General features: G+C 71.1%; 25 protein-coding genes. 20 read left to right on the forward strand and 5 right to left on the reverse strand.

The features are described from left to right. Positions 1 to 56 precede the first annotated feature (56 nt). The 5 genes from AB0J69_RS16570 (at position 57) to AB0J69_RS16590 (ending at position 4742) form a co-directional block, all read left to right on the forward strand. Positions 57 to 1238: a histidine kinase gene (locus AB0J69_RS16570; RefSeq protein ID WP_364117660.1), complete on the forward strand. Its 1182-nt coding sequence runs from the start codon at positions 57 to 59 to the stop codon at positions 1236 to 1238. Between the two features lie 33 nt (positions 1239 to 1271). Beyond that, positions 1272 to 2021, forward strand: coding sequence for a LytTR family DNA-binding domain-containing protein (locus AB0J69_RS16575; protein ID WP_364117662.1), 750 nt, complete (start codon positions 1272 to 1274; stop codon positions 2019 to 2021). After that, a complete protein-coding gene (locus AB0J69_RS16580) occupies positions 2018 to 2476 on the forward strand; it encodes a hypothetical protein (protein ID WP_364117664.1) in 459 nt (152 codons plus the stop codon). The genes AB0J69_RS16575 and AB0J69_RS16580 overlap by 4 nt, the downstream gene beginning before the upstream one ends. Further along, positions 2473 to 3960 (forward strand): cation acetate symporter, encoded by a 1488-nt coding sequence (locus AB0J69_RS16585; RefSeq protein WP_364117666.1) that lies wholly within the window; start codon positions 2473 to 2475, stop codon positions 3958 to 3960. Before AB0J69_RS16580 ends, AB0J69_RS16585 begins: the two co-directional genes overlap by 4 nt. 107 nt (positions 3961 to 4067) lie before the next feature. Continuing rightward, positions 4068 to 4742, forward strand: coding sequence for a hypothetical protein (locus AB0J69_RS16590; protein WP_364117668.1), 675 nt, complete (start codon positions 4068 to 4070; stop codon positions 4740 to 4742). Positions 4743 to 5143: 401 nt separating this feature from the next. Here the strand turns inward: AB0J69_RS16590 and AB0J69_RS16595 are convergent, their stop codons facing one another. Next, positions 5144 to 7324, reverse strand: coding sequence for a helicase-associated domain-containing protein (locus AB0J69_RS16595; RefSeq protein ID WP_364117670.1), 2181 nt, complete (start codon positions 7322 to 7324; stop codon positions 5144 to 5146). Between the two features lie 90 nt (positions 7325 to 7414). Beyond that, complete coding sequence (locus tag AB0J69_RS16600) at positions 7415 to 7831, reverse strand: hypothetical protein (RefSeq protein WP_364117672.1); 417 nt, start codon at positions 7829 to 7831, stop codon at positions 7415 to 7417. A 28-nt stretch (positions 7832 to 7859) separates the two neighbouring features. Between AB0J69_RS16600 and AB0J69_RS16605 the strand changes: the two genes are divergently transcribed. The 5 genes from AB0J69_RS16605 to AB0J69_RS16625 all read left to right on the forward strand — a co-directional run bounded on the left by AB0J69_RS16605 (position 7860) and on the right by AB0J69_RS16625 (position 11851). Then, positions 7860 to 8174, forward strand: coding sequence for an alpha-D-ribose 1-methylphosphonate 5-phosphate C-P-lyase PhnJ (locus AB0J69_RS16605; RefSeq protein WP_364117674.1), 315 nt, complete (start codon positions 7860 to 7862; stop codon positions 8172 to 8174). Next, positions 8171 to 9007 carry an ATP-binding cassette domain-containing protein gene (locus tag AB0J69_RS16610; protein ID WP_364117676.1) on the forward strand — a complete coding sequence of 279 codons (837 nt, stop codon included), beginning with the start codon at positions 8171 to 8173 and terminating at the stop codon, positions 9005 to 9007. The genes AB0J69_RS16605 and AB0J69_RS16610 overlap by 4 nt, the downstream gene beginning before the upstream one ends. Beyond that, positions 9004 to 9759, forward strand: coding sequence for an ATP-binding cassette domain-containing protein (locus tag AB0J69_RS16615; RefSeq protein ID WP_364117678.1), 756 nt, complete (start codon positions 9004 to 9006; stop codon positions 9757 to 9759). Before AB0J69_RS16610 ends, AB0J69_RS16615 begins: the two co-directional genes overlap by 4 nt. Then, positions 9756 to 10946 (forward strand): alpha-D-ribose 1-methylphosphonate 5-triphosphate diphosphatase, encoded by a 1191-nt coding sequence (locus AB0J69_RS16620; RefSeq protein WP_364117680.1) that lies wholly within the window; start codon positions 9756 to 9758, stop codon positions 10944 to 10946. The genes AB0J69_RS16615 and AB0J69_RS16620 overlap by 4 nt, the downstream gene beginning before the upstream one ends. Before the next feature lie 65 nt (positions 10947 to 11011). Then, positions 11012 to 11851 (forward strand): inositol monophosphatase family protein, encoded by an 840-nt coding sequence (locus AB0J69_RS16625; RefSeq protein ID WP_364117682.1) that lies wholly within the window; start codon positions 11012 to 11014, stop codon positions 11849 to 11851. Here AB0J69_RS16625 and AB0J69_RS16630 read toward each other — a convergent pair. The 3 genes from AB0J69_RS16630 to AB0J69_RS16640 form a co-directional block, all read right to left on the reverse strand. Continuing rightward, on the reverse strand, positions 11848 to 12096 hold the full coding sequence (locus tag AB0J69_RS16630; RefSeq protein WP_364117683.1) for a hypothetical protein: 249 nt from the start codon (positions 12094 to 12096) through the stop codon (positions 11848 to 11850). The two genes, AB0J69_RS16625 and AB0J69_RS16630, sit on opposite strands and share 4 nt — an antisense overlap. 8 nt (positions 12097 to 12104) lie before the next feature. Then, entirely contained in the window at positions 12105 to 13181 is a 1077-nt protein-coding gene (locus AB0J69_RS16635; protein ID WP_364117685.1) for a hypothetical protein, read from the reverse strand. Positions 13182 to 13291: 110 nt separating this feature from the next. Further along, positions 13292 to 14284, reverse strand: a complete 993-nt coding sequence (locus AB0J69_RS16640) for a LacI family DNA-binding transcriptional regulator (protein WP_364117687.1) — start codon at positions 14282 to 14284, stop codon at positions 13292 to 13294. An 11-nt stretch (positions 14285 to 14295) separates the two neighbouring features. Between AB0J69_RS16640 and AB0J69_RS16645 the strand changes: the two genes are divergently transcribed. From AB0J69_RS16645 to AB0J69_RS16690, 10 genes are all read left to right on the forward strand, one after another. Then, positions 14296 to 15453, forward strand: coding sequence for a PLP-dependent aspartate aminotransferase family protein (locus tag AB0J69_RS16645; RefSeq protein ID WP_364117689.1), 1158 nt, complete (start codon positions 14296 to 14298; stop codon positions 15451 to 15453). Between the two features lie 41 nt (positions 15454 to 15494). Continuing rightward, complete coding sequence (locus tag AB0J69_RS16650) at positions 15495 to 16754, forward strand: sugar ABC transporter substrate-binding protein (RefSeq protein WP_364117691.1); 1260 nt, start codon at positions 15495 to 15497, stop codon at positions 16752 to 16754. Beyond that, complete coding sequence (locus AB0J69_RS16655) at positions 16751 to 17638, forward strand: sugar ABC transporter permease (RefSeq protein ID WP_364117693.1); 888 nt, start codon at positions 16751 to 16753, stop codon at positions 17636 to 17638. The genes AB0J69_RS16650 and AB0J69_RS16655 overlap by 4 nt, the downstream gene beginning before the upstream one ends. Further along, the gene (locus AB0J69_RS16660; RefSeq protein WP_364117695.1) at positions 17635 to 18459 is read left to right on the forward strand and encodes a carbohydrate ABC transporter permease; all 825 of its coding nucleotides are present in this window, start codon (positions 17635 to 17637) and stop codon (positions 18457 to 18459) included. The genes AB0J69_RS16655 and AB0J69_RS16660 overlap by 4 nt, the downstream gene beginning before the upstream one ends. 204 nt (positions 18460 to 18663) lie before the next feature. Then, positions 18664 to 18954 carry a DUF485 domain-containing protein gene (locus AB0J69_RS16665; RefSeq protein ID WP_364117697.1) on the forward strand — a complete coding sequence of 97 codons (291 nt, stop codon included), beginning with the start codon at positions 18664 to 18666 and terminating at the stop codon, positions 18952 to 18954. A 17-nt stretch (positions 18955 to 18971) separates the two neighbouring features. Beyond that, on the forward strand, positions 18972 to 20570 hold the full coding sequence (locus tag AB0J69_RS16670) for a cation acetate symporter (protein ID WP_364117720.1): 1599 nt from the start codon (positions 18972 to 18974) through the stop codon (positions 20568 to 20570). Positions 20571 to 20890: 320 nt separating this feature from the next. After that, positions 20891 to 22285, forward strand: coding sequence for an extracellular solute-binding protein (locus AB0J69_RS16675; RefSeq protein WP_364117699.1), 1395 nt, complete (start codon positions 20891 to 20893; stop codon positions 22283 to 22285). Between the two features lie 40 nt (positions 22286 to 22325). Then, entirely contained in the window at positions 22326 to 23219 is an 894-nt protein-coding gene (locus AB0J69_RS16680) for a sugar ABC transporter permease (RefSeq protein ID WP_364117701.1), read from the forward strand. Continuing rightward, the gene (locus AB0J69_RS16685) at positions 23216 to 24043 is read left to right on the forward strand and encodes a carbohydrate ABC transporter permease (protein WP_364117703.1); all 828 of its coding nucleotides are present in this window, start codon (positions 23216 to 23218) and stop codon (positions 24041 to 24043) included. Before AB0J69_RS16680 ends, AB0J69_RS16685 begins: the two co-directional genes overlap by 4 nt. Continuing rightward, positions 24040 to 25389 carry a GH1 family beta-glucosidase gene (locus tag AB0J69_RS16690; protein ID WP_364117704.1) on the forward strand — a complete coding sequence of 450 codons (1350 nt, stop codon included), beginning with the start codon at positions 24040 to 24042 and terminating at the stop codon, positions 25387 to 25389. Before AB0J69_RS16685 ends, AB0J69_RS16690 begins: the two co-directional genes overlap by 4 nt. Positions 25390 to 25392 lie beyond the last annotated feature (3 nt).

A 25392-nucleotide genomic window follows, 5' to 3' on the forward strand; every position in this document is an offset into this window, starting at 1 on the left:
AGAGATGGAGGGAGGGGTGGCGTAGCGGGTCGTGGGAACGGCTAGGCTCTGGCCGCGTGGAATACCTGGTCGGCGTCGCCGTCGTCGCGGTGCTCGTCGGCGTGCCCTCGATCGTGCTGTGGCGGGTCATGCGGGGCCGGCGGGAGCTGGGCACGAGCCCGGCCGAGCGGGCCACGTTCGAGACCCTGCACACCGCCTCGCTGGCCGGGCCGCCGCTGCGGGCCGGGCTGACGGCCGACGGCGCCGAGCGCGCCTCGCGGCACCTGCGCGCCCTGCTCAACTCCGCCGCCCTGGCCATCACCGACGGTGAGCGGCTGCTGGTCTACGACGGCGACGGCGACGACCACCATGCCGACCAGGCGTTCGAGCACGCGGCGGCCACCCTGAAGGACGGCCGCACGCAGGTCCTGACCATCGCGTGCGACCTGCTGGAGTGCCCGATCAGGCACGCCGTGGTCGTGCCGCTCACCACCGACGACCGCGTGGTCGGCACGCTGGCCGCCTACGGGCAGAACGCCTCCGCCGGCCTGGTCAGGGCCGCGCAGGAGGTGGCCGGGTGGGTGGACTCGCAGCTGGAGCTGGCCGAGCTGGACCGCTCGCGCACGCTGCTCATGGAGGCCGAGGTGCGCGCCCTGCGCGCCCAGATCTCCCCGCACTTCATCTACAACTCGCTCACCACGATCGCCTCGTTCGTCCGCACCGACCCCGAGCGGGCCAGGGAGCTGCTGCTGGAGTTCGCCGACTTCACCCGCTACTCCTTCCGCAGGCACGGCGAGTTCACCACGCTGGCCGAGGAGCTGCGCTCGATCGACCGCTACCTGATCCTGGAGCGGGCCAGGTTCGGCGACCAGCTGCAGGTGACGCTGCGCATCGCGCCGGAGGTGCTGCCGGTCGCCGTGCCGTTCCTGTGCCTGCAGCCGCTGGTCGAGAACGCCGTACGCCACGGCCTGGAGAGCAAGGACGGCGTCGGCCGCATCACGATCATCGCCGAGGACGCCGGGGCGGAGTGCCGCATCAGCGTCGAGGACGACGGGCTCGGCATGGACCCCGACCGGCTGCGCCGCATCCTCGCAGGTGAGATCACTCCTGCGGGTGGCGTCGGGCTGGCGAACGTGGACGAGCGGCTGCGCCAGGTGTACGGCGACGAGTACGGTCTCGTGGTCGAGACGGCCAGCGGAGCGGGCACCAAGGTCAACGTCAGATTGCCGAAATATCACCCAGGCGTCTCCGCCCGTTGACCTCGATCTTTGTTGTCGGTTTTATCACTGTCTATGGCACTACTCCGGGTCCTCGCGGTCGACGACGAGCTACCCGCCCTCGAAGACCTGTCGTACCTGCTGCGCGCCGACCCCCGCATCGGCGAGGTGGCCACCGCCAGGGACGGCGCCGCGGCGCTGCGCCTGCTCGACCGCGCCATCGCCGACGGCCGGCCGATCGACGCCGTGTTCCTGGACATCAGGATGCGCGGGCTCGACGGCGTGGTGCTCGGACGCCTCCTGTCGCAGTTCGCGAACCCGCCCAGGGTGGTGTTCGTGACCGCGTACGAGGAGCACGCGGTGGACGCGTTCGAGATCAAGGCCGAGGACTACCTGCTCAAACCCGTCCGGCCCGAGCGGCTGGCGGAGGCGATCAGGCGGGTGGCGGTCTCGGCCGACGTGCCCGTGGAGGGCGGGGAGAGCGACACGATCCCGGTCGAGCTGGGCGGCGTGACCCGGTTCGTGTCCAGCGCCGACGTCATCTACGTGGAGGCGCACGGCGACTACGCGCGGCTGCACACGGCCGCGGGCAGCCACCTCGTCCGGATCCCGCTGGCCACCCTGGAGGAGCGGTGGGCCTCGGCCGGGTTCCTCCGCGTGCACCGCAGCCACCTGGTGGCCGTCAAGCACATCGAGGAACTGCACATCGACTCCGGCAAGTGCACCGTACGCGTCGGCGCCACCGAGCTCCCGGTGAGCCGCCGGCACACCCGCGAGCTGCGCGACCTGCTGGTGCGGCGGGCCAGGAAGGGCAGGCCCGAATGAGCTCCGAGCCGCGCCCGCCGCGCCGTACGCCCCCGCCCCGCGTCGATCCACCCCGCCGGACGCCGCCGCCCCCGGCCCGCCGGTCCTCCGACGCGCCCCGGCGCGTCGCCGTCACCAGCCCGCGCACGGCCGCCGCCCGGCGCCCCCGCTACCCCGCCACCCGCGAGATCGACGAGCAGACCCGCCTCGGCGAGGTCTACATGCACTCGCTGCTGCGCACCCAGTTCCGGCTGGCACTGTTCGTCTGCACGGTGCTGGCCTGCGTGGTCTGCGGGCTGCCGCTGCTGTTCCTGCTCATCCCGGAGCTGCGCGAGGTGCACCTGCTGGGCGTGCCGCTCCCGTGGGCGGTGCTGGCCGGGCTCATCTACCCGGCCTTCGTCATCGGCGCCTGGCTCTACGTCCGGCAGGCCGAGCGCAACGAGCGGCACTTCGCCGAGCTGGTCGAGCGCCGATGAGCCTGACCGCCGTGCTGGTCGTCGTGGTGGCGGCCGTGCTCATCGGGGCGTTCGGGATCAGGGTCTCGCGGACCACCTCCGACTTCTACGTCGCCTCCCGCACGGTCAGCCCGCTGTGGAACGCCTCGGCGATCGGCGGCGAGTACCTGTCGGCGGCCTCGTTCCTCGGGATCGCCGGGCTCATCCTGTCCTTCGGCGTGGACATGCTCTGGCTGCCGGTCGGCTGGACCGGGGGATACCTCGTCCTGCTCGTGCTGGTGTCGGCGCCGCTGCGGCGGTCGGGGGCGTACACGCTGCCCGACTTCGCCGAGGCCAGGCTCGAGTCGATGACCGTGCGCCGGACCGCGAGCGTGCTCGTCGTGCTGATCGGCTGGCTCTACCTCATGCCGCAGTTCCAGAGCGCGGGGCTGGTGCTGCGCACGATCACCGGCGCGCCCGTGTGGGTGGGCGGGCTGCTGGTCGCGGTCGTCGTGGCGGTGAACGTGCTGTCGGGCGGCATGCGGTCGATCACGTTCGTGCAGGCGTTCCAGTACTGGCTCAAGCTGACCGCGCTGGCGGTGCCGCTGGTGTTCCTGCTGATGGCCTGGAAGGCCGACGGCGCGCCCGGCGTGAGCGCGGCGGACGCGGCCGTCTGGCAGGTGCCGCTGGCCGGGGCCAAGGAGTACGGGCTGTACTCGACGTATTCGCTGATCCTGGCGACGTTCCTGGGCACCATGGGGCTGCCGCACGTGCTGGTGCGGTTCTACACCAACCCGGACGGGCGGGCCGCGCGCCGTACGACGCTGGTGGTGCTGTCGCTGCTCGGGGCGTTCTACCTGCTGCCCGCCGTGTACGGCTGGCTCGGCCGCATGTACGCCCTTGACCTCGTACGCACGGACACGGTCGTGCTGACGCTGCCCTCCCGCATGATCGGCGGCACGCTGGGCGACCTGCTGACCGCGCTGGTCACCGCGGGCGCGTTCGCGGCGTTCCTGTCCACCTCCTCCGGGCTGACCGTGTCCGTGGCCGGCGTGATCGCGCAGGACCTGCTCAAGGGCGGGGTGAGCTCGTTCAGGATCGCCACGCTGATGGCGGTGGCGGTGCCGCTGGCCCTGGCGCTGTGGGCGCGGGCGCTGCCGGTGGCGGACGTGGTGGGGCTGGCCTTCGCGGTGGCGGCCTCGTCGTTCTGCCCGCTGCTCGTCCTGGGCATCTGGTGGCGGCGCCTGTCGACGACGGGGGCGCTGGCGGGGTTGTTCGTCGGGGGCGGCCTGGCCTGCGCCGCCGTCCTGGTGACGATCGTCGGGGGCCCGCAGGCGGGCCTGACCGGGGCCCTGCTCGCGCAGCCGGCGGCGTGGACAGTGCCGATCGCGTTCGCGGTGATGGTGGCCGTGTCGTTCCTGACCCCGCACCGGGTGCCCCCGGGGACGGCCAGGACCATGGTCCGGCTGCACACCCCGGAAGACCTCGACCTCGACCGCGGCGACTGGCGCCCCCGCTCGTCCTGACCCCGGAGATCCGGCGGTCGCGCTGACGTCGAGCGTCACGGAGGGTAACGTCATGGCAACCGTGGGGTTATCATAGAGCGCGCATTCGATAAATCGAGGTGCTGGTCGTGGCGCATGCGGTCCCTACACTGGACATCGTGCCGGTCTCTGCGTCTCTTCGCGGCCCTGCGGCCGCCGTCGCCTATCTGCTGGCGACCGCTCGAGCCAGCGGCATGCGCATCAACCGCACCAAACTTGCCAACCTCCTCTATCTCGCCGATCTGGGTGCCGTTGCGAACGGGCTTCCTCCCGGCTCCGGCGTCGAATGGCGATGGCGTCACGACGGCCCGCACAGTCTTCGTCTGGCGGAGGTCGAAAGGGACCTGTCGGAGGCCGGCGTCGTCCAGGTCGAGGAGAGCGCCGATCCCTTCGCCGGACATCGCGAATGCGCAGTCCACTTGATCGACGCGCCGCAGGTGGTCATCGACCCGGAGTTCGCCGAGATCATCGACGGCGTTCTGGCCGAATACGGCCGATGGTCAGCGGGCCAGCTACGCGAGTTCACCTACCAGACGCCTCCCATGCAAGAGGCGATGAAGCAGGACCGGCATGAGGCACGGCTCGATCTGGCCGGCGGGCCCCCGCTGCCCGATCTCGGTTCCGGCCTGGCGCGCTTGCGTGTCTGGGCCGCACGCAATCCCTTGCCCGATGACGAGCCCGGCGGAGTCGACGATCTGGCCGAGGAGAGCCGGCAACTCGCCGAGCACCGGGCCGAGGCGACCCGGCAGCTATTGGGGGAATAGATGCCGGGTCCTTATGTGTCCGGCGGCGTCTATCTCGTCGGTGACAAGGAAGTGCGCCTCATTCCGGAAGAAGAGCGCGTGGTCCACGACGAGCGCCGTCCGGTGGTCGTGGTCACGGGCGGGGGCACCAACAGCGATACCGGTTGGCCCTTCGTCCTCGCCTGCCCGATCTCCGGGTCCACGTCGCGACGCACCCGATTCGACGTTCACTTGGCCAGAGGGCAAGGTGGCGTCGTGAAGAAGTGCTGGATCCGGGTCCCTGCGGTTCAACCACTCCTGTAGACAGCACTGGAGGACCGGACGGGCACTCTCGACGAGGACCTCCTCACCCAGGTGCAGGGGCGTCTCGCTCAATACCTCGGCCTGCTGGGCTGAGGGGGAGGGCGGCGCCCCCGCTCGTCCTAGGGCAGATAGGCCTTTCTGACCTTGGCCCGCTCCAGGGTGTGGACGTCGTCGCAGTCGTGGCAGTAGCCGGTGACCGTGCCGGGGCCGATCTCCAGGCCGTCCATGTAGTGCTCGCGCCGCTGCCACACCACCACGATCGGCTCGCCGGTCACGGTGGCCTCCAGCAGGGTCTCCTCGGCCGAGCCTGGTTCGGGCCGGCCCGCGCCGCCGCTGAGCAGCGCTCTGGCCGCGGCCTCGGCGTCGAACTCCGGATCGTCGTGGCCCTCCACCGGCAGGCGTCGCCGCTGCCTGCGTTCCGCCTTGATCGTCCCGTCTGCCGCCAGGCCGACGGGGGCGTGGCCCGCCTGGCGCAGCAGGCGCAGGGTCTCGTCGGGGGACAGCGTGCCGAGCGCGACCGTCGGCGCGATCTGGCGTAAGCCGGCCTTGCGCAGCGCCTTCGCGCCGCACAGCTCGGTGATGACCGCGGGGTCCGTGGCGATCACGACGGAGGGGGCGGAGCTGACCTGGATGGCGCCGTGCTTGCGGGCCGTGTCGGTGACGAGGTAGCGCAGCGGCTGGGGGAGCTCCTTGGCGGAGAAGCGGGCCAGGCCGTCGAGCAGCGTGCCGGCGCTCGTGCCGGCGTCCAGCGCCCTGCGCACGGTCTGCTCGGAGAAGCGCCACACGCTCGCCCGGTCGCGCGACTCCAGGTCGGCGCAGGCGTTCAGGAACGCCGCCAGGTCGGGGGCCGGGAGGCCGGGCACGATGGCGGTCAGGTCGTTCTGGAGGGTCACGGTCGTGGCGGGGGCGGGGAAGCGCTCGGCCACGTCGCCGGAGTCAAGGACGGCCCGGCCGAGTGCCGTGAGCGCCCCATCGGTGATGATCCCGAGCCACTCGCCCTCGCGCAGGGCCGCCACGACGAACTCGTCGGCCGCGTGGGCTGCCTCCGCGACCGCTCGCGTGCGCCAGGCCACCGCCGCCTTCAGCCCGGCGGCGTCCGTGCCCACGCCCGGGGGCAGGGTGCGCAGCGTCTCCAGGACGGCCCGCCGGATCCGCCCCGCCTCGCACTGGAACTCGTACGGCGGCGGCAACGGATCAAGATGCTCCTCGCAGCACCCCACGACCCGGTGGGTGGCCGCCTGCGGCAGCTCCAGCCAGGCCTCGGCCAGCACCCGCCACCTGTCACCGGTGGAGCGCGCCGTCCAGTCGTCCACGAGCGTGGTGCTGACCAGCCGCTCGCCCTGCTCCGAGGCGACCAGGTCGGCGCCGAAGGCGACGTCCAGGAACAGCACGGCCTGCTGCTCGGGCAGGCCGAGGGCCTTGGCCAGTCGCCTGACCTCGCGGACGCCCACGCCGCCCGCCTTCAGCTCGGCGATCGGCTCCGTCCCCGCCAGCTCCGCCAGGGCCTCGACGCGGTCCACCGCGACCAGCGCGGCGCTCACGCCGTCGGTCTCGGCGCGCCGCTCGCCCGGGACGTCGGGCTGCCCGGTCAGCTCCGGCTTCCAGCCGTCGCCGCGCAGGGCGAGCGCGATCTCGCCGGGCAGCTCGTACTGCCAGCCGTCGCGGATCACGAACCCGGCGTCGACCAGGCGTTGCACGGGATGCGCGGGGGATATGGAGCCGTAGTAGATCTGCTCGGCCTCCAGCACCGGCGCCCCGGACACCATGGACTCCAGCAGCGTGGCGGCCTGGCGCGGCAGCCGGGCCGCCCGGGCCCGCACGGCAGCGCTGTCACGCAGCAACTCCTCGGCCTGCGTGACAAGATCGGCCTTGCGGCCCGCGGGCTGCCCGCCGAACGCCTTGACCATCGTCTTCAGCGTCTCGGCGGTGACCTTCTTCTCGAACGCCCGCAACGGCCTGCCCAGCCCGAACGGATGCGCCCACAGGCCGGGGCGGTGCCGGGAGCGCACGGTCGCGCCGTCGAGCTCGATCAGGCCGTGCCCGGCCAGCAGGTCCAGCACCTCACCGAGCCGGCCACGGGGGTCGCGCACCATGCCGGCCAGCCCGTCGCGGGTGGTCTCGCCGCCGGCCGCCTGGATGGCCTGGCTGACGGTGTGGCAGTCGGAGTCGAGGTCGAGCAGGACGGGGATCGCCAGCTCGGGCCGGGCCAGCAGGCGTTCGAGCATGTCGAGTGAGGGCGCTCCGGCCAGCTCGGGCCTGTTGCGAAGGAGATGGGTGAGGTCGGCGGCGGGAAGAGGCACGGATCGACTTTAGTGCGATGTCCGCCACTTCCGGGTACGGAAGGCTCTTACCGGAGCGTGACGCCTTGGTGCCGATGCGTGCGCGTCGTCCTAGGCCATCACCCGCTCGTACGCCGCCACCAGCTCCTCCATCGCCAGCACCGCCCCCTCCGGATCCTTGGCGGCGTCGTCCCACCGCCGGAGGGCGACCGCGTCGGCCGACCACTCGTGGGCCTCGAAGGCGGCGACCTCCTCCGGCGACATCGGCCCGCCCTGGACGCGCAGCGAGCGCACCGAGACCGGGCTCAGCGTGTCGTGGTAGGCCGGGTCCACGGCCACCAGGTAGCGCTTGGCGGCCACGTGCTGCTCGATCGCCCAGGCCGAGCGTTCCGTGAGGTGGTCGCGGGCGAAGGCGGCGCCGGCGTGCTCGTGCGGCAGGCCCCGGTGCCGCGCGGCCACCTGGCGGGCGCGGCCCACGTCGTGGAAGGCGGCGGCGAGGACCAGCTCGTCGTCGGCGCCGGCGGCCACCGCGTGGGCGGCCGCCTGGAGGGCGTGGGTGCGCTGGTCGACGGCCTCGCCACCGTCGCCGATCCCCAGGTTCGACGTGCCGAAGCTGGACCGGGCCGAGCACCTGACGCTGTTCGGGGCGGGCCGGGAGAAGCGGATCTACGCGGTGCCGCCGCACACGCGGGTGGAGCCGCTGGTGTTCGACGACATCCCGTTCGAGGTCGAGCACACGCCGGGCGCCGGCTGCCGGCACTGCGGCTCCGAGGGGTCGTACCTGGTGGAGGTGCCGTCCGTGGACGGTTCCGTGGCCTGGGTGTGCAGCGACACGGACTTCTGCGCGCGGAACAGGGAGATGGAGCGATGAGCTGGGCGTTGAAGGTGGAGGGGCTCGGCAGGGTCTACGGCGAGCAGGGGCCGAGGTCGCTGCCCGGCACCGGGCCCGAGTACGGCACCTCGGTCTCGCCCGCGACCGGCGCCGTGGTGGCGGCCTGGGACGTCGGCTTCGAGGTGGCGCCGGGGGAGGCGCTGGGCATCGTCGGCGAGTCGGGCTCGGGCAAGTCGACGGTCATGCGCTGCGTGGCCGGCGACGAGCGGCCCAGCCGGGGCAGCGCGTACCTGCGCGGCCACGACGACGGCGCGACCGACGTGCTGGCGCTCGACGACAGCGCCCGGCGGCGGCTGCGCATCGACCGCGTCGCCGTCGTCTACCAGGACCCGGCCTACGGGCTCGACCTGGACACGAGCGCGGGCGGCAACATCGCCGAGCGGCTCACGGCCGCCGGCGGCCGGCACTTCGGCCGCATCCGGGAGCGGGCCGCCGAGCTGCTGGAGCTGACCGAGGTGCCGCTGTCCCGGATGGACGACCCCGTACGCACGTTCTCCGGCGGCATGCGCCAGCGCGTGCAGATCGCCAAGGCGCTGGCCAACCGCCCGCCCGTGCTGCTGCTCGACGAGCCGACCACGGGCCTGGACGCCTCGGTCGCGGCCGGCGTGCTCGACCTGCTGAGGAACCTGCTCGAACGGCTCGGCGTCGCCGCCGTGGTCGTCTCCCACGATTTCGGCGTCATCGAGATGCTGACCAGGAGGGTGATGGTGATGCAACACGGCCGCGTGGTGGAGACGGGCCTGACCGACCAGCTGCTGGAGGATCCGCAGCACCCGTACAGCCAGCGGCTGGTGGCGGCGGCGCGCGGATGAACGTCCTGCGGATCAGGGGACTGGTCAAGTCGTTCACCCTGCACACGATCGACGGCCGCACGGTGGGCGCGCTGCGCGGCGTGGACCTGGACGTGGCCCGCGGCGAGCACGTCGCGCTGGCCGGCTCGTCCGGCGCCGGCAAGTCGTCGCTGCTGCGCTGCGTCTACCGCACGTACGTGCCGACGGCCGGGCACATCCTGCTGCGCACCTCCGCCGGCGCCACGGTGGACCTCGCCGCCTTGCCCGACGCCCAGGTCGCCGACCTGCGGGGCCGGGAGCTGGGGTACGTCTCCCAGTTCCTGCGCGCCGAGCCGCGCCGGGCCGTGCTCGACGTGGTGGCACGCGCCGGGGCCGCCCGCGGCCTGGACGCGGACGCCTCCCGGGACGCCGCCGCGGCCGCCCTGCGCCGGCTGGGCATCGACGAGCGGCTCTGGGCCATGCACACCACCGTCCTGTCCGGGGGCCAGAAGCAGCGCGTGAACCTGGCCGCCGGCACCATCTCGCCCCCCAGGCTGCTGCTGCTCGACGAGCCGGTCTCCGCGCTCGACCCGGTCAACCGGGAGGCGGTGCTGTCCATGATCGCCGACCTGACCGGCGCGGGCGTGGCCGTGCTGTCGGTCTTCCACGACCTCGACGCCATCGAGCGGCTGGCCACCCGGGTCGTGGTGCTCGCGGACGGCCGCGTGGCCGCCGACGGGCCGCCCGCCGCCGTACTGCGTGACTCCGAACCGAACCTGGAGGTGGCCCGATGAGAGTGCTGGCCCATGCGAAGGCCGTGCTGCCCGACCGCGTCATCGACGACGCGCTCGTCGTCGTCGAGCACGGGCTGATCACCCACGTCGGCCCCGCCCGGCCCGGCGCGGTGCCCGCCGAGGCCGTGGACCTGCGGGGCGCGCTGCTGCTGCCCGGCATCGTGGACACCCACTCCGACGGGCTGGAGACCGAGCTGCGGCCCAGGCCGGGGGCGGAGTTCGAGGTCGGGTTCGGGGTGTCCAGCTTCGAGGGGCGGGTGCGCGCCGCCGGGGTGACCACGGTGTTCCACGGGGTCGCGTTCGAGTCGCACAACCGCAAGGGGCGGACCGTCGACCGGGCGCGCCGGCTCGACGCCGCCATCCGCGAGCGCGCCGCCTCCGGGCACGCGCTGGTCGACCACCACATCCTCTACCGGCTCGACGCCCGCGACCCCGAGGGCCTGGCGGCCCTCGAGACCTGCCTGTCCGGTACGCCCGCCCTGTTCGGTACGCCCGCTCCGCCGCTGGTCTCCTTCGAGGACCACACACCGGGGCAGGGGCAGTACCGGGACTCGGCCGTGTACCGGCGCTGGCTGGAGGGCACCGAGGGCATCTCGTCCGAGGAGGCCCAGCGGCGGGTGGAGACGCTGGTCGCCGAGCGCGACTCGCGGATCGGGCACCGGCAGATCGCGCTCGGGCGGCTGGCGGAGCACGCGGCGCTGGGGCGAGCGCGGCTGCTCGCGCACGACCCGGTGACGCCCGAGGAGATCGACGTGGCGGTGGCTAACGGGGTGGCGGTCGCGGAGTTCCCGACCACCATGGCGGCCGCCAGGGCGGCCCGCGAGCGCGGCCTGCGCGTGGTGGCCGGGGCGCCGAACGTGCTGCGCGGCGGCTCCCATTCCGGGAACGTGGCCGCGGCCGAACTCGTGGCGGCCGGGCTGGTGGACGGCCTGTCCAGTGACTACCTGCCCTCCGCCCCGCTGGCCGCCTCCCTGCTGCTGGCCTCCCAGGGCGCCGCGTCCCTGCCCGTCGCCGTTGCGCTGGTCACCTCCGGCCCCGCCTCCGTCGCGGGGCTGGCGGATCGGGGCGGGCTGGTCGAGGGGCAGCGCGGCGACCTGGCCGTGGTGACCGTGGACCGGGGGTGGCCGACCGTGCGGATGACCGTCACAGCGAGTGATCCTGTGCTGCCGGCGGGGGTAGGACGATGACGGGGACACCTCTGGGAGAGGGGACGGCGATGCCGGTCGCTGACGACGCCGGAGGGGCGGGTTCGGTGCCTTCGGCGCGTGGCTGGAGTGCCGGGGTGCCGGGGGAGGCGCATCCGGCGCTCGCCGCCGCCGCGTCCGCCGCGCTGGAGGCGTACACCGCCGCCACCGCCGAGCACGACCGCGCCACCCTGGCCGCCGTCGTGGCGGACGGCGCCGACGGCACCCCCACCATGCGCATCGACGTGCTCGTCGAGAACGCCATCCTGGCCGCCCTGGCCCGGCACCCGGTCAACGTCCTGACCGAGGAGACCGGCTGGGTGGACCACGGCTCGGCGCTGACCCTGGTCATGGACCCGGTGGACGGCTCCGCGAACGCCGCCGCCGGCGTGCCCCTGGCCGCGTTCTCTGCGGCGGTGGCCGAGGACGGCGTCTTCACCGAGGCGCTGACCGTCTGGCTGGACACCGGGCGCAGCTGGTGGGCGAAGGCGGGCGTGCCGTCGCCGCTGCGCACGACCGGCCGGAGGGAGCTGGCCGGCGCCGCCGTCTCCCTCCTCCGGCCCCACCCGGCCAACCCGGGTGCCGCGGCGGCGTGGTGGGAGGTGGCCCGGCGCGCGGCCCGCGTCCGGATCCTGTCCACGAGCTGCCTGGAGGGCGCCCTCGTGGCCCAGGGCGCGACCGACGCCTTCGCCGACGCCGCCACCGACACGCACCGGCTGGTGGACATCGCGGCCTCGGTCGTGCTGGCGGAGGCGGCCGGCGGGGCGGTCAGGGACGTGTTCGGGCGGCCGATCGGCCTGGACACCGACCTGACCAGGCGCTGGAGCGGCGTCGTGGCGGCCACCCCGGACCTGGCGGACGAGCTGGCCGCGGTCCTCCACGAGGCCTACCAGGCCGGACGTGCCTAGGACGGCTCCTCGTGGCCCGTGAGTCTCGCGGCCACCCGGAAGTCGATGCGGATGTCGCGGTAGGTGACGCCTGCCTCCACCTGCTCGGGCAGGTTCGTACGGTCGCTGCCCCAGGCGCACTCGCCGGCGGGCTCCGCCTCCGCCCGTACGGTCACCTCCGGGGGCTCGCGGAACCGCAGCTCCCTGGCCGTGGCGGAGGCGCTGATCTCGACGTCCGGGTCGCGCGGGTGCTCCGGTCCGGCCATGGTGCTCCTCACTCGTCCTTGTGGCGGATGATGTGCCCGGCGGTGTCGGTGACGTGGCCGAGCAGGTCGCGGCCCGCGCGGAGGGACTTGCGGGCCAGGGCGGTGGCCAGCTCGGACGTGCTCAGGTCGTCCGCAGGTTCTTCCGGCTGCTCGCCCGGCTGCTCACCCGGCTCCTGGTCCTGGGGCTCGCCGTCTTCGGATTCGCCGTCCTGCGGTTCGACGTCGTGGGGTTCGCCGACGTGCTGAGGCGCGGGGCGTGGCGGGGCGCCGTTGGCGGCGCCGGCGGGCACGCCGTAGGCATCGGCCCCGGCCCGCTGCACGAACGGCCCGGTGGCCGACCCGACGCCCGGCACAGCTCCGGTGGCCACGTCGTGCACGGCTCCCGTGGCCGCGTCCCCGACGGCTCCCGTGGCCGCGTCCCCGACGGCACCCGTGGCCACGTCCCCGACGGCACCCGTGGCCACGTCCCGGACCGCACCCGTGCCGACGTCCCGCACGGCACCCGTGGCGTCCTGGACGACGCCCCCGACCGCCGGGCCGACATCGCGCACGACGTCACCGGCACCGGCGCCGACGTCCCGGACCGCGCCTCCGGCTCCCGCGCCGACGTCCCGTACGGCGCCCGCGGCGCCGGCGCCGACGTCGCGGACCGCGTACGCGGCTCCCGTGCCGACGTCGCGGACCGCGTGCCCGGCGCCCGCGCCCACGTCCCGGACCGCGTATCCCGCGCCGGTCCCGAGGTCCTGGACGGCCGTCCCGAGGCCCCGCGTGATGTGCTCCAGGATCTGCGGATTGTCGTCGATCGTCTTCAGCACCCGGTCGATGATGCGCGCCACGTTGTCCAGCCGCACCTTCAGCAGCGCCTGCGCCTCCACGCCCTTGATGCCGAGCTCGACGCTCCCCAGCAGCACGTCGGCGCCCACGTTCAGCCTGAGCAGATCGAGCACCTCGGCCTGCAACGACACCTTCGCCCGCAGGTCGCGCACGGTCAGGTCGATCTCCTCGACCCTGACCACGGGAACGTCCAGGTAGACGTCCGGATCGGTGGCCTCCCTCGAAGCATCGCCGTCGCCGCTCCCGGACATGGTCTTCTCCTTGAGCCGCCCCGAGTCGTACAGCCGGGTGGTTACCCACCGCGTACCGGCTCAGCCCGTGCCATGCGGAGACGTGACCCCCTCTTGGCAGGGTCCTGAAGTCAGCGGGGCGGGAGCTCGCCGGAGCCCCTCGGCACCAGCTCCACCGGCACCTTCACCCGCCGCGCCGTCGGCGCCGGGTTCAGCAGCAGGTCCACCGCGCTGCGCGCCAGGCGGGAGGTGTCGTAGCGGACCACCGTCACCCCCGGGTTGAACACGTCGGCCAGGGCGAAGTCGTCGAAGCTCACGTACGCGGGCCGCTCCGGACGCTCCCGCAGCGCCTGCAGGATGCCGATGGCGGCGCGGTTGTTGGTGGCGAAGAACGCCGTGGGCGGCGCCGGCAGGTCCAGCAGCCGGGTGACCTCGCACGAGACCTGTCCGGGGTCGAACACCCCCCGCACCACCAGCGCCTCGTCGGCCGGCACCCCGGCCGCGGCCAGCGCCGTGCGGTAGCCGGTGGCCCGGTCGTGCACCGAGCTCAGCCCGTCGTCGTCGGAGATGAGCGCGATCCGGCGGTGGCCGCGGGCGAGCAGGTGCTCGGTCGCGGTTCTGGCGCCCCACACGTCGTCGAGCAGGACGACGTCGGCCGCCTCCAGGCCGAGCGGCACGCGGTCCACGAACACCGTGGTGAGGCCGGGGTGCTCGGCCAGCCAGGAGTGGTCGGCCGCCGACGGGACGACGATCAGGGAGTCGACGCCGCGCGCGTACATGGACTCGATGAGCATGCGCTCCTTCGCGGCGCTCTCCTCGTACGAGCCGAACACCACCAGCGCCTCGTGGTGCGCCGCGGCGGCCTCCACGGCGGCGGCCAGGCGCGAGTAGAACTCGTTGGAGATGTTCTCCATCACGAGGCCGAGCGTCAGCATGGTGGCGCCGCGGGCCAGCCGGGCGGCGGCCTCGTTGCGGCGGTAGCCGAGCGCGCTGATCGCCGCCTGCACCCGCTGCTGCAGCGAGGCCCTGACGTGCGGCTCCTGGTTGACGACCCGGGAGACGGTCTTGAGGCTCACGCCCGCCTGCCGGGCCACGTCCGCCATGGTCGGCCTGCGAGGTGTCATATTGTGCCCCCATGGATGACGATTGGATCTGTGGCCGGTTGGGTGAGGACGAGCCTTGGGCCCTGGGCGCGGTCAACCCGCCGGTGTTCGAGAACTCGCTGTTCACGTTCGCGACGGCGGAGGAGTTGGGCGAGGCCATCAGGAACGAGGACGAGCGGTACGTCTACTGGCGGGGGACCAACCCGACGGTCGATCTCGCCCAGCGTAAGCTGGCCGCCCTTGAGCGGGGAGAGCGAGCCAAGTGTTTCGGCTCGGGGATGGGCGCGATCTCGGCGACCATCTCGTCGCTGGTGTCGGCCGGCGACCACGTGCTGGTGCTGGGCGCGGTCTACGGGCCGACCACCCAGTTCCTGCGCTATCTGGAGAAGTTCGGGGTCACGCATACGCATGTCGACGACCTCGCGGGATGTGACAGCGCTATCAGGGCGAGCACCCGCCTACTCTACTTCGAGTCCCCCTCCTACATGGCCTACCGCGTGGTCGACATCACCGAGGTGACGGGGTGGGCGCGGGAGCGGGGACTGGTGACGGTGATGGACAACACGTGGTCCACGCCGCTGTTCCAGAAGCCGCTGACGATGGGGGTGGACCTCGTCGTGCACTCGTTGTCGAAGTACATCGGCGGGCACAGCGACCTGGTGGGCGGGGTGGTCGTGGGCCCGGCGCGGCTGGTCCGGCCGCTGGCGCTGAAGGAGTACCAGCTCTACGGGGCCGCCATGTCGCCGCACGACGCGGCCAAGGTGATCAAGGGGCTGCGTACGCTGCCCGTGCGGATGGCGGCGCACCAGGAGCGGGGGCTGGCGGTGGCGGCCTTCCTGAATGATCATCCGGGCGTGCGGGAGGTGAACCATCCGGGGTTGCCGTCGCATCCGGGGCACGCGATCGCGGTGCGGCAGATGTCCGGGTTCTCCAGTCTGTTCAGCCTCGTGCTCGACACGGACTCGCGGGAGGAGGTGGCGGCCTTCCTCGACAAGTTGCGACATTTCAGGATTGGGGTGTCCTGGGGTGGGTTCGAGAGCCTGGTGAACGCGCCCGCGCTGTCCACCGAGGAGAGCGTGCGGGCCACCATGGGCATCCCGGTCGGCCTCGTCCGCCTCTCCGTCGGCCTGGAGCCCGCGGACACCCTGATCAAGGATCTCGGTCTGGCGCTGGAGGGGCTGACCGCCTAGCGTGATTGACAGCGCTGTCTGACCCTCGCGGGAGGCTCGTCATGAGAAAGCCCCTCCTCCTGGCGGCCGCGGTCGCCGTCACGCTGGTGTCCGCGGCATGCGGCTCCGGCTCGTCGTCCTCGGGAGAGGTACGGCTGCGAATGATCGAAAGTCTGACCAGTCCCGAGCGTACGAAGCTCATCAAATCCCTCGTCGCCGACTTCGAGCAGGCCAACCCGGGCGTCACCGTCGAGCTGATCTCCCCGCCCCTCGACAGCGCCGACCAGAAGATCACCCAGATCCTGCAGACGAAGAAGGACCTGGACGTGCTGGAAGTACGCGACCACACGGCCAAGTCCTTCTCCAACAACGGCTGGCTGGCCGAGCTGCCCACCACGGCCTGGGCCGGCTGGTCCGACCTGACCGAGCTGGCCCAGAAGAAGGCGGTCGAGGTCGGGGGGAAGGCCTATCTGATCCCGTACGGGTTCTACCAGCGGACCCTGTTCTACCGTACGGACTTCGGCCTGACCCAGCCGCCCACCACCTGGGAGGAGCTGTACGAGGCCGGGAAGAGGATGACCTCGGGCGACCGGTTCGGCTACTCGTTCCGGGGCGGCAAGGGCGGCGCCGACTACGCGGTCATGATGATCAGCGCGTACAACGGCGAAGCCCTGAATCCCGAAAAATCCTTCTATCTGAAGGACAAGCGGACGATCTTCTCGACCCCGGAGGCCGCCACGGCCCTCGACCTCTTCGTCAAGATCTACCAGGAGGCGTCGCCCCCCGACTCCGTGTCCTGGGGATTCCCGGAGATGGTCCAGGGCTTCACCTCGGGCGTCACCGGCATGCTCATCCAGGACCCCGAGGTGATCAAGACGGTCGAGGAGAGCGGCGTCACGGCCTGGTCCACCGCCCCGATCCCGAAGGGCCCCACCGGGTACGCCTTCCAGCCCGTCGGCTACGCCGGCTGGGGCGCGACCTCCTTCACCAAGCACCCGAAGGAGGCGGTCAAGCTGGTGCAGTTCCTGTCGGAGGCCAAGCAGAGCATCGCCTTCGCCAAGGGCAACTCGCTCATCCCGATCTCCAAGCAGGCCCAGAGCGACCCGCAGTTCTCGCAGGGCGCGTGGAAGGCCTACCTGCAGGCCCAGCAGGACCCGAAGCAGGTGATCACGATCAGGCCGGTGGACTATCCGGGCTGGAGCCAGTTCCTGGTGGACTCCGACCGTGACGTCCAGGCCCTGATCACCGGCAAGAAGACGACCGCCGAGGTGCTCAAGTCCTGGGACGCCTTCTGGGTGGACCAGGCCAAGAAGGTGTCGTGAAGCGTACGTTCACCCTGCGCCGGGCCCGGTTCATCGCGCTGTGCCTGCTGCCCGGCGTGGTGTTCGTGGCGCTGTTCACGTACTACCCGATGATCCGGGGCGCGGTGATCGCGTTCCAGCGCTACAACCTGTTCGACCTGACCGCCACGCCGTTCGTGGGCCTGGAGAACTTCCGGGCGGTGCTGGCCGAGGACCGGTTCTGGACGGCGCTGCGGAACACCGGCACGTGGGTGGCCGTGTCGCTGTTCTTCCAGTTCTTCCTCGGCTTCGGGCTGGCGCTGCTGCTGCGCCGGCACTTCCGCGGCCGCGGCCTCTACCAGGCGTGGGTGTTCTTCCCCTGGGCCATGTCGGGGTTCCTGATCGGGCTGCTGTGGCGGTGGATGTTCAACGGGCAGTTCGGGGTGATCAACGACCTGCTGCTCAAGACGGGGATCATCGACCAGCGCATCGGCTTCCTGGCCACGCCGGGCTGGGCGATGACCTCGGTGATCGTGGCGAACATCTGGTACGGCGTCACGTTCTTCGCCATCATGATCATGGCGGCGCTGCAGTCGGTGCCCCGCGAGCTGTACGAGGCGGCCTCGGTGGACGGGGCCTCCCGGCTGCGCCAGTTCTGGCACGTCACGCTGCCGCACATCCGGCCCACCCTGGCCCTGATCGTGCTGCTGCGGATCATCTGGATCCTGAACTTCCCCGACCTGATCTACTCCATGACCGGCGGCGGCCCGGCCGGCAGCACCGACATCATCACGACCTTCCTCATCCAGCAGGTCATCGGCGGCGACTACGGCCGGGCGGGCGCGGTCGGCCTGCTCATCCTCGGCCTGCTGCTGTCCTTCAGCGTCTTCTACCTGAACGCCACGAGATTCGAGAGGTCCCGATGAGGCGCGTCGCGGTCGCGGCCAAGGTCGTCGTGCTGGGCGCCTGGCTGCTGATCACCCTGTTCCCCCTCTACTGGATCGTCATCACCTCGCTGAAGCCCAAGCCCGAGATCTTCTCGGTGCCGCTGCGGTACTGGCCGGGGAACGTGACGTTCGAGCACTACGCCGAGCTGTTCTCCTTCGCCGACTTCGGGGCGTACCTGCTGAACTCGCTCGTCGTCTCCCTCGTCGCGGCCGCGGTCGTGACGGCGATCGGGGTGCTGGGCGGCTACACGCTGGCCCGCTTCGCCTTCCCGGGCCGCGGGGCGCTGATGCTGGCGTTCCTGGTCACCCAGATGATCCCGCTGTTCATCGCGCTGGGGCCGCTCTACCTGCTGATGTCCGACCTCGACCTGCTCAACCGGCTGGCGGGGCTGATGCTGGTGTACGTGGCGATGCTGGTGCCGTTCTCCACGATCATCATGCGCGGCTTCTACGAGCGGGTGCCGGTGGCCCTGGAGGAGGCCGCCCAGGTGGACGGGGCCTCGCGGCTGGTGGCGATGGTCCGGGTGGTCATCCCGGTCATGCTGCCCGGGATCGCGGCGACGTTCATCTTCGCGTTCGTGCAGTGCTGGAACGAGCTGTTCCTGGCCATCACCTTCATCGACAGCGAGGACGCCAAGACGATCCCCGTGGCCATGAACTCCTTCATCACCCAGTACGACATCGACTGGGGCTCGATGGCCGCCGCCACGGTCGTGTCCGTGCTCCCCACGCTCGTCCTCTTCGCCGCCATCCGCCGCTACATCGTCGAGGGCCTCACGGCGGGGGCCGTAAAGGGGTGAAAGGGATAGCCGACCGCTCGTCGCGCTATACAGACCTTTCACCGCAGGCCATCTCCAACTAATCGCCGGACCGCAGCGGCTCACCGAACGACCCTCCTATGGATCTCCACGCCGGGTAGGTTGCGCTCTTACGTTGGGCGTGATCCGCATCACAGTGGAGGTCTCGTGACGACACAAGAACATGACGCATCGGTCTATGAACAAATGCAGGAGAGCAGTGAGTTCCAGGAACTGAAGCGGCGCTTCCGCCGCTGGACCTTCCCCATGACCGTGGCGTTCCTCGTGTGGTACCTGCTCTACGTGGTGCTGTCCGGATGGGCGCGCGGGTTCATGGGGATCAAGTTGCTCGGCGACATCAACGTCGGCCTCGTCTTCGGGTTGTTGCAGTTCGTTTCCACCTTCCTCATCGCGTGGGCGTACGCCAGGCACGCGGAGAAGAAGCTCGACCCGATCGCTGACAAGCTGCGCCACGAGGTGGAGGAGAAGACTCAGTGAGCTCGACGACCCTGGGGATGATCCTCTTCCTCACCTTCGTGGCCGCCACCCTGGGAATCACCTTCTGGGCGAGCCGGCAGACCAAGACGGCCGCCGACTACTACGCGGGCGGGCGGTCGTTCAGCGGCGTGCAGAACGGCCTGGCGATCGGCGGCGACTACATGTCGGCCGCGTCGTTCCTCGGCATCGCGGGCATCATCGCGCTGTCCGGCTACGACGGCTTCCTCTACTCCATCGGGTTCCTGGTCGCCTGGCTGGTGGCGCTGCTGCTGGTGGCCGAGCTGATGCGGAACTCCGGCAAGTTCACCATGGCCGACGTGCTGGCGTTCCGGATGAGCCCCCGCCCGGTCCGCACGGCGGCGGGCGTGTCCACGATCGTGGTGAGCATCTTCTACCTGCTGGCGCAGATGGTGGGCGCGGGCGCGCTGGTCGGCCTGCTGCTCGGCATCACCGGCTCGGCGGGCAAGGCGTGGACGATCGTCGGCGTGGGCGCGCTGATGATCGTGTACGTGGTGTTCGGCGGCATGAAGGGCACCACCTGGGTGCAGATCGTCAAGGCCGTGCTGCTGATGAGCGGCGCCGCGCTGGTGACGCTGCTGGTGCTGGGCAAGTTCGGCTTCAACCTGTCGGCGCTGCTCGGCCAGGCGGCCACGGTCAGCGGCCCGAAGACGGACCCCGGGAGCTTCCTCATCCCCGGCCTGAAGTACGGCACCGAGGCGCAGGGCCTGGCGGGCAAGATCGACCTCATCAGCCTGGGCCTGGCCCTCGTGCTGGGCACGGCCGGTCTCCCGCACATCCTCATCCGCTTCTACACCGTCCCCACCGCCAAGGACGCCCGCAAGTCGGTCCTGTGGGGCATCGGCATCATCGGCATCTTCTACCTCCTGACCCTGGTCCTCGGCTTCGGCGCGGCGGCACTGGTCGGCAAGACGGCGATCGCCGCGGGCGACCCGGCGGGCAACACCGCGGCACCCATGCTGGCACAGCGGATCGGCGAGGAGATCTTCGGCTCGTTCGGCGGCACGATCCTGCTGGCCCTCATCGGCGCCGTGGCCTTCGCGACGATCCTGGCGGTGGTCGCCGGGCTCACGCTGGCCTCCTCCTCCAGCTTCGCGCACGACCTGTACGCGCACGTCTTCAAGCGCGGGACGGCCAGCGAGCGCCAGGAGGTCGTGGTGGCCCGCGTCTCGGCCCTGGTCATCGGCGCGGTGGCGATCGGCCTGGGCATCCTGGCGCAGGGGCAGAACGTGGCGTTCCTGGTGGCGCTGGCGTTCGCGGTGGCGGCCTCGGGCAACCTGCCCGCGATCCTCTACAGCCTGTTCTGGAAGCGGTTCAACACGGCCGGCGCCGTCGCCGCCATCTACGGTGGCCTGGTGTCCGCCCTGGTGCTGGTGATCTTCTCGCCGGTGGTGTCCGGCTCGGCGACGGCCCTGTTCAAGACGGCCGACTTCGCCTGGTTCCCGCTGAGCAACCCCGGCATCATCTCGATCCCGCTGGGCTTCATCTGCGGCTGGCTCGGCACGATCCTCAGCAAGGAGTACAACTCCGCCAAGTACGCCGAGATCGAGGTCCGCTCGCTCACCGGTGTCGGCGCGGAGAAGGCCACGGGGCACTGACGCCCGCTCCCCAGGGCAGGCGCCCCGTTCCCTGCCCCCACGGGCGCCTGCCGATCGGAGGGCCCGGCCGGATCAACCGGCCGGGCCCTTCGCGTGTGCGGGATTCCCGTCTGGGAAGGGGTTGTGGGCGTCCGGTGGGGCATCCCACACCGCTGTCGTCCTTAACGGGATAGAAACGCAGTGAAATGAGTGGTTGACGGGATTTCAGCGGTATGGGTACGTTCTCAGATGTGTGAACGTTGCCACACTGGCCTGGCGCCACGTGGCCGTCATCAGCATGCCTGATGCCCCGCTTGATCAGTGTGGAGGCGAAACCCCCAATGAGAACCCCGCTCGTCCGTTGGTCCGTCCTGTCGGTGTCCCTGGCGCTGGCGCTCACCTCCTGTGCCAAGGGCACCGGTGGCGGCGCGTCGGCGCCGGCCCCGTCGGCCGGCCAGTTCAACCCCGGTGCCTCGTACTCGGGCACCATTTCGGTCATGGGCTTCGGCGCGACCGACGAGATCGGGACGACCCGCGTCGACCTGGCCAAGAAGTCGCTCGGCGGCGCGGACGTGAAACTGATCGAGGGCGACCTCGACATCCAGCAGTTCCTGTCCTCGGTGGCGGCCGGCGACCCGCCGGACATCATCTACGCCAACCGTGACCAGATCGGCACCTTCGCCTCGCGCGGCGCGATCATGCCGCTGACCGCGTGCGTCCAGGGCGAGCAGATCGACACCTCGATGTACAACAAGAACGCCCTCGGCCAGGTGACGTTCGGCGGCGAGGTCTGGGCCGTCCCCGAGTTCAACCAGGTCCAGATCACGATGGCCAACGCCGACCTGCTCAAGGAGGCCGGGCTGACGATCGCGGACGTCAACGGCTCCAACTGGGACAAGGTCACCGCCGCCGCCAAGAAGCTGGTCAAGACGCCGGGCGGCAAGCTCAAGGTGATCGGCTTCGACAGCAAGCTGCCGGAGTTCCTGCCGCTGTGGGCCAAGGCCAACGGCGTCGACCTGCTGTCCGCCGACGGCAAGACCGCCCAGCTCAACACCCCCGAGGTGGTCAAGGCGCTGGAGTTCGCGGTCGGCATCTACAACGCCCAGGGCGGCTTCGCGAAGGTCAAGGCCGCGCGCGACTCGGCCGACTTCTTCGGCAAGGGCAACCAGTTCGCCAAGGGCGAGCTCGGCGCGATGCCGATGGAGCAGTGGTACGTCAACGTGCTCAACGACGTCTCGCCCAAGGCGCCCCTGGCCTTCGACACCTTCCGCACGCCGCAGGGACAGCCGCTGGCCTACTCCTCCGGCTCGTCGTGGGCCATCCCCAAGGGCTCCAAGAACGCCGGGGCCGCCTGCCGCTTCGCCAAGACCATGACCCTCGTCGACACCTGGAAGGCCGCCGCCCAGGCCCGGCTGGACAAGCGCAAGGCCGACGGCAAGCCGTTCACCGGCATCCTCACCGGCAACGTCCAGGCCGACGCGGAGATCGAGAAGATGCTGACCTCGGGCGGCGAGCCCTGGGACTCCGGCGTCAAGGCGTTCTACGAGGCCAACAAGAACACCTTCAGCCTCCCGGCCAACCCGGCCGACTCTGAGTTCAAGACCGCCTGGCAGGACGCGGTGAACCGGGTGCTCAACGGCCAGGAGGAGCCGCAGGCCGCGCTCGACAAGGCCCAGCAGGACGCCCAGAAGGCGCTGGACGAGGCATGGGCCGGCTGGACGAAGCGTACGAACTGAGATGTCCCCCTCCCGCACCAGAGCACCACGCCGGCGGTCCATGCGGTGGATCGAGACCCGGGCGGCCCTGCTGTTCATCAGCCCCTGGATCATCGGCTTCCTGATCTTCACCGCGTGGCCCGTCATCAACAGCGCCTACCTGTCGCTGACCGACTACGACGTCATCAACGACCCGTCGTTCGTCGGCTTCGACAACTACGTCACCCTCTTCGAGGACCCGAAGGTCGGGCTGGCGCTGCGCAACACGTTCCTGTACACCGTGATGTCGGTGCCGACCCAGCTCGTCGTCTCCCTAGGGCTGGCGCTGCTGCTCAACAGCGCCACCAAGGCCACCGGCTTCTTCCGCACGGCCTTCTTCCTGCCCAAGATGACGCCGCCGGTCGCGGTCGGCATCCTGCTGCTGATGCTGTTCAACGGACAGAACGGCCTGATCAACGCCTTCCTCGGCGTGTTCGGCATCGACGGCCCGGCCTGGACCACCGACCCCGACTGGGTCAAGCCGGGCCTGGTGCTGATGAGCCTGTGGACCGTCGGGGCGTCGGTGGTCATCATCCTGGCCGCGCTGCGCGGCGTCCCCCAGGAGTTGTACGACTCCGCCCTCGTGGACGGCGCCGGCTGGTGGAAGCGCACCCTGCGGATCACCGTGCCGATGATCAGCCCCACGCTGTTCTTCCTGTTCATCGTGGACAGCATCAACGCCCTGCAGTCGTTCACCGAGGCGTACACCGCCTTCTTCGGCTCGGGCAACACCACCTACAGCAACGACGCCGCGCTGTTCTACGCGATCTACCTGTTCCAGCAGGCCTTCGAGTTCCTGCACATGGGCTACGCCTCGGCGCTGGCCTGGTTGCTGTTCATCGTGATCATGGCGATCACCGCCGTGCAGATCCTGGTGACCAGGCGGTTCGTCCACTACGAAGGGGGGAACCCGTGAGGCGCGCCAGGAGGATCCTGACGTGGACCGCGCTGACCGCGTTCGCCGTCGCGTTCATCTATCCGTTCGTCTGGCTGCTCAGCGCCTCCTTCAAGCCGCGCAGCGAGGTGTTCGACCACCGGATCATCCCCGAGACCTTCACCCTCGACAACTACATCAGGGTGTGGCAGGAAGCGCCGCTGGCGCTGTGGATGGCCAACACGCTGCTGGTGACGGTGCTGGCCGCGGTGGCCGTGACGGTCACCAGCGCGATGGTCGCGTGGGGCTTCGCCTACTTCCGCTTCCCCGGCCGGGGGCCGTTGTTCGGCCTGCTGCTGGCCACCATGATGCTGCCGGGCGCGGTCACCATGATCCCGGTGTTCCTCATCTGGAACTCTCTCGGCATGGTCGGCACCCTGACGCCGCTGTGGGCGCAGAACCTGTTCGGCAGCGCGTTCTACATCTTCCTGCTGCGGCAGTTCTTCCTCGGCCTGCCGCGCGAGCCGTTCGAGGCGGCGAAGATCGACGGGGCGAACAACTGGAAGATCTTCACCAGGATCGCCCTGCCGTTGTGCAAGCCGGCGGTCGTGGTGACGCTGCTGTTCGAGTTCCAGGCGGCCTGGACCGACCTCATGCGGCCGCTGATCTACCTGCGCGACTCCACCGACTTCACCGTGCCGCGCGGGCTGAAGGCGCTGCTCGACCAGTTCGGGTTCGGCGGGGACTGGCACTGGGAGATCGTCATGACGGCCAGCGTGATCACCACGATCCCGATGATCATCCTGTTCTTCCTCGGCCAGAAGCACTTCGTCAAGGGCATCGCCACTACGGGGAGCAAGGGATGAGCTTTCCCGACGGGTTCCTGTGGGGCGCGGGCACGTCCGCGTACCAGATCGAGGGTCACCACGGCAGGGGCGAGTCGGTGTGGGACGAGTTCTGCCGCCGGCCCGGCGCGATCGAGGGCGGTGGCGACGGCTCCCGGGCCTGCGACTCCTACCTGCGCTGGCGCGAGGACATCGAGCTGATCAAGGAGCTGGGCCTGCGGGCCTACCGCTTCTCGACCGGCTGGTCCCGGGTCATGCCCGGCGGCGCCCGCCCCGACCCCAAGGCGCTCGACCACTACGAGCGATTCGTGGACGCGCTCCTGGAGGCCGGCGTGGAGCCGGTGCTCACGCTCAACCACTGGGACATGCCCGCGGGCCTGACCTGGGCCGAGCGGTCTTCCGTAAACGCTTTCCGTACGTATGCGGAGGCGGTCGCGGGGCGGCTGGCCGACCGCGTGACCTGGTGGATCACCCAGAACGAGCCGTGGATCATCGCGCTGCTCGGCTACCAGCTCGGCCTGCACGCCCCCGGCGTGGCCGACCTCGGCACGGCGGTGAAGGCCGGCCACCACGTGCTGCTCGGCCACGGCGCGGCGGCCGACGTGCTGCACGCCCACCCGGGCACGAAGGCGGGAGCGGCGCTCAGCCTCTTCCCCTGCGACCCGGCCACCGACAGCGAGGAGGACCGGGCGGCGGCGATCGGCTCCGACGGCTACGTCAACCGGTGGTATCTCGACCCGCTCCTGGGCGGCAGTGGCTACCCTGCGGACATGCGCGAGCACTGGGAGCGGGCACTCGGCCACGGCCTCGACTTCGTCCACGACGGCGACGAGGCCGCCATCGGGGGCCGCAGCGACTTCCTGGGCATCAACTACTACACCCGCCGGGTCATGGCCGCCGCGCCGCCGGCCCCGTTCCCCTGGAAGGTGGTCGGGCCCAGCGGCGACGTGGCCAGGACCGACGAGGGCTGGGAGATCAACCCGGGCGCGCTGCGCGACCTGCTGATCGGGCTGAGCCGCCGCTTCCCCGGCACGCCGCTGATGATCACCGAGAACGGCGGCGTCTTCGGCGACGGCCCCACCCACGACGGCCGGGTCCACGACAACCGCAGGATCGCGTACCTGCGCGACCACGTCGAAGCCGTCGGCGCGGCCATCGACGCCGGGGCCGACGTGCGCGGATACCTGCACTGGTCGCTCATGGACAACTTCGAGTGGGCACTGGGCTACCGGCCCAGGTTCGGGCTCGTCCACGTCGACTACGCCGGCGGCGCCCGGACCGTCAAGGACTCCGGGCGTTACTACGCCCGGCTCATCGCCGGGGGCGGCACCGCCCCCGCCCTGCCGAGGATCGAGGCATTCGGCTAACCC

This window comes from Nonomuraea sp. NPDC049709 (genome assembly GCF_040674815.1).
Lineage (GTDB): Bacteria > Actinomycetota > Actinomycetes > Streptosporangiales > Streptosporangiaceae > Nonomuraea.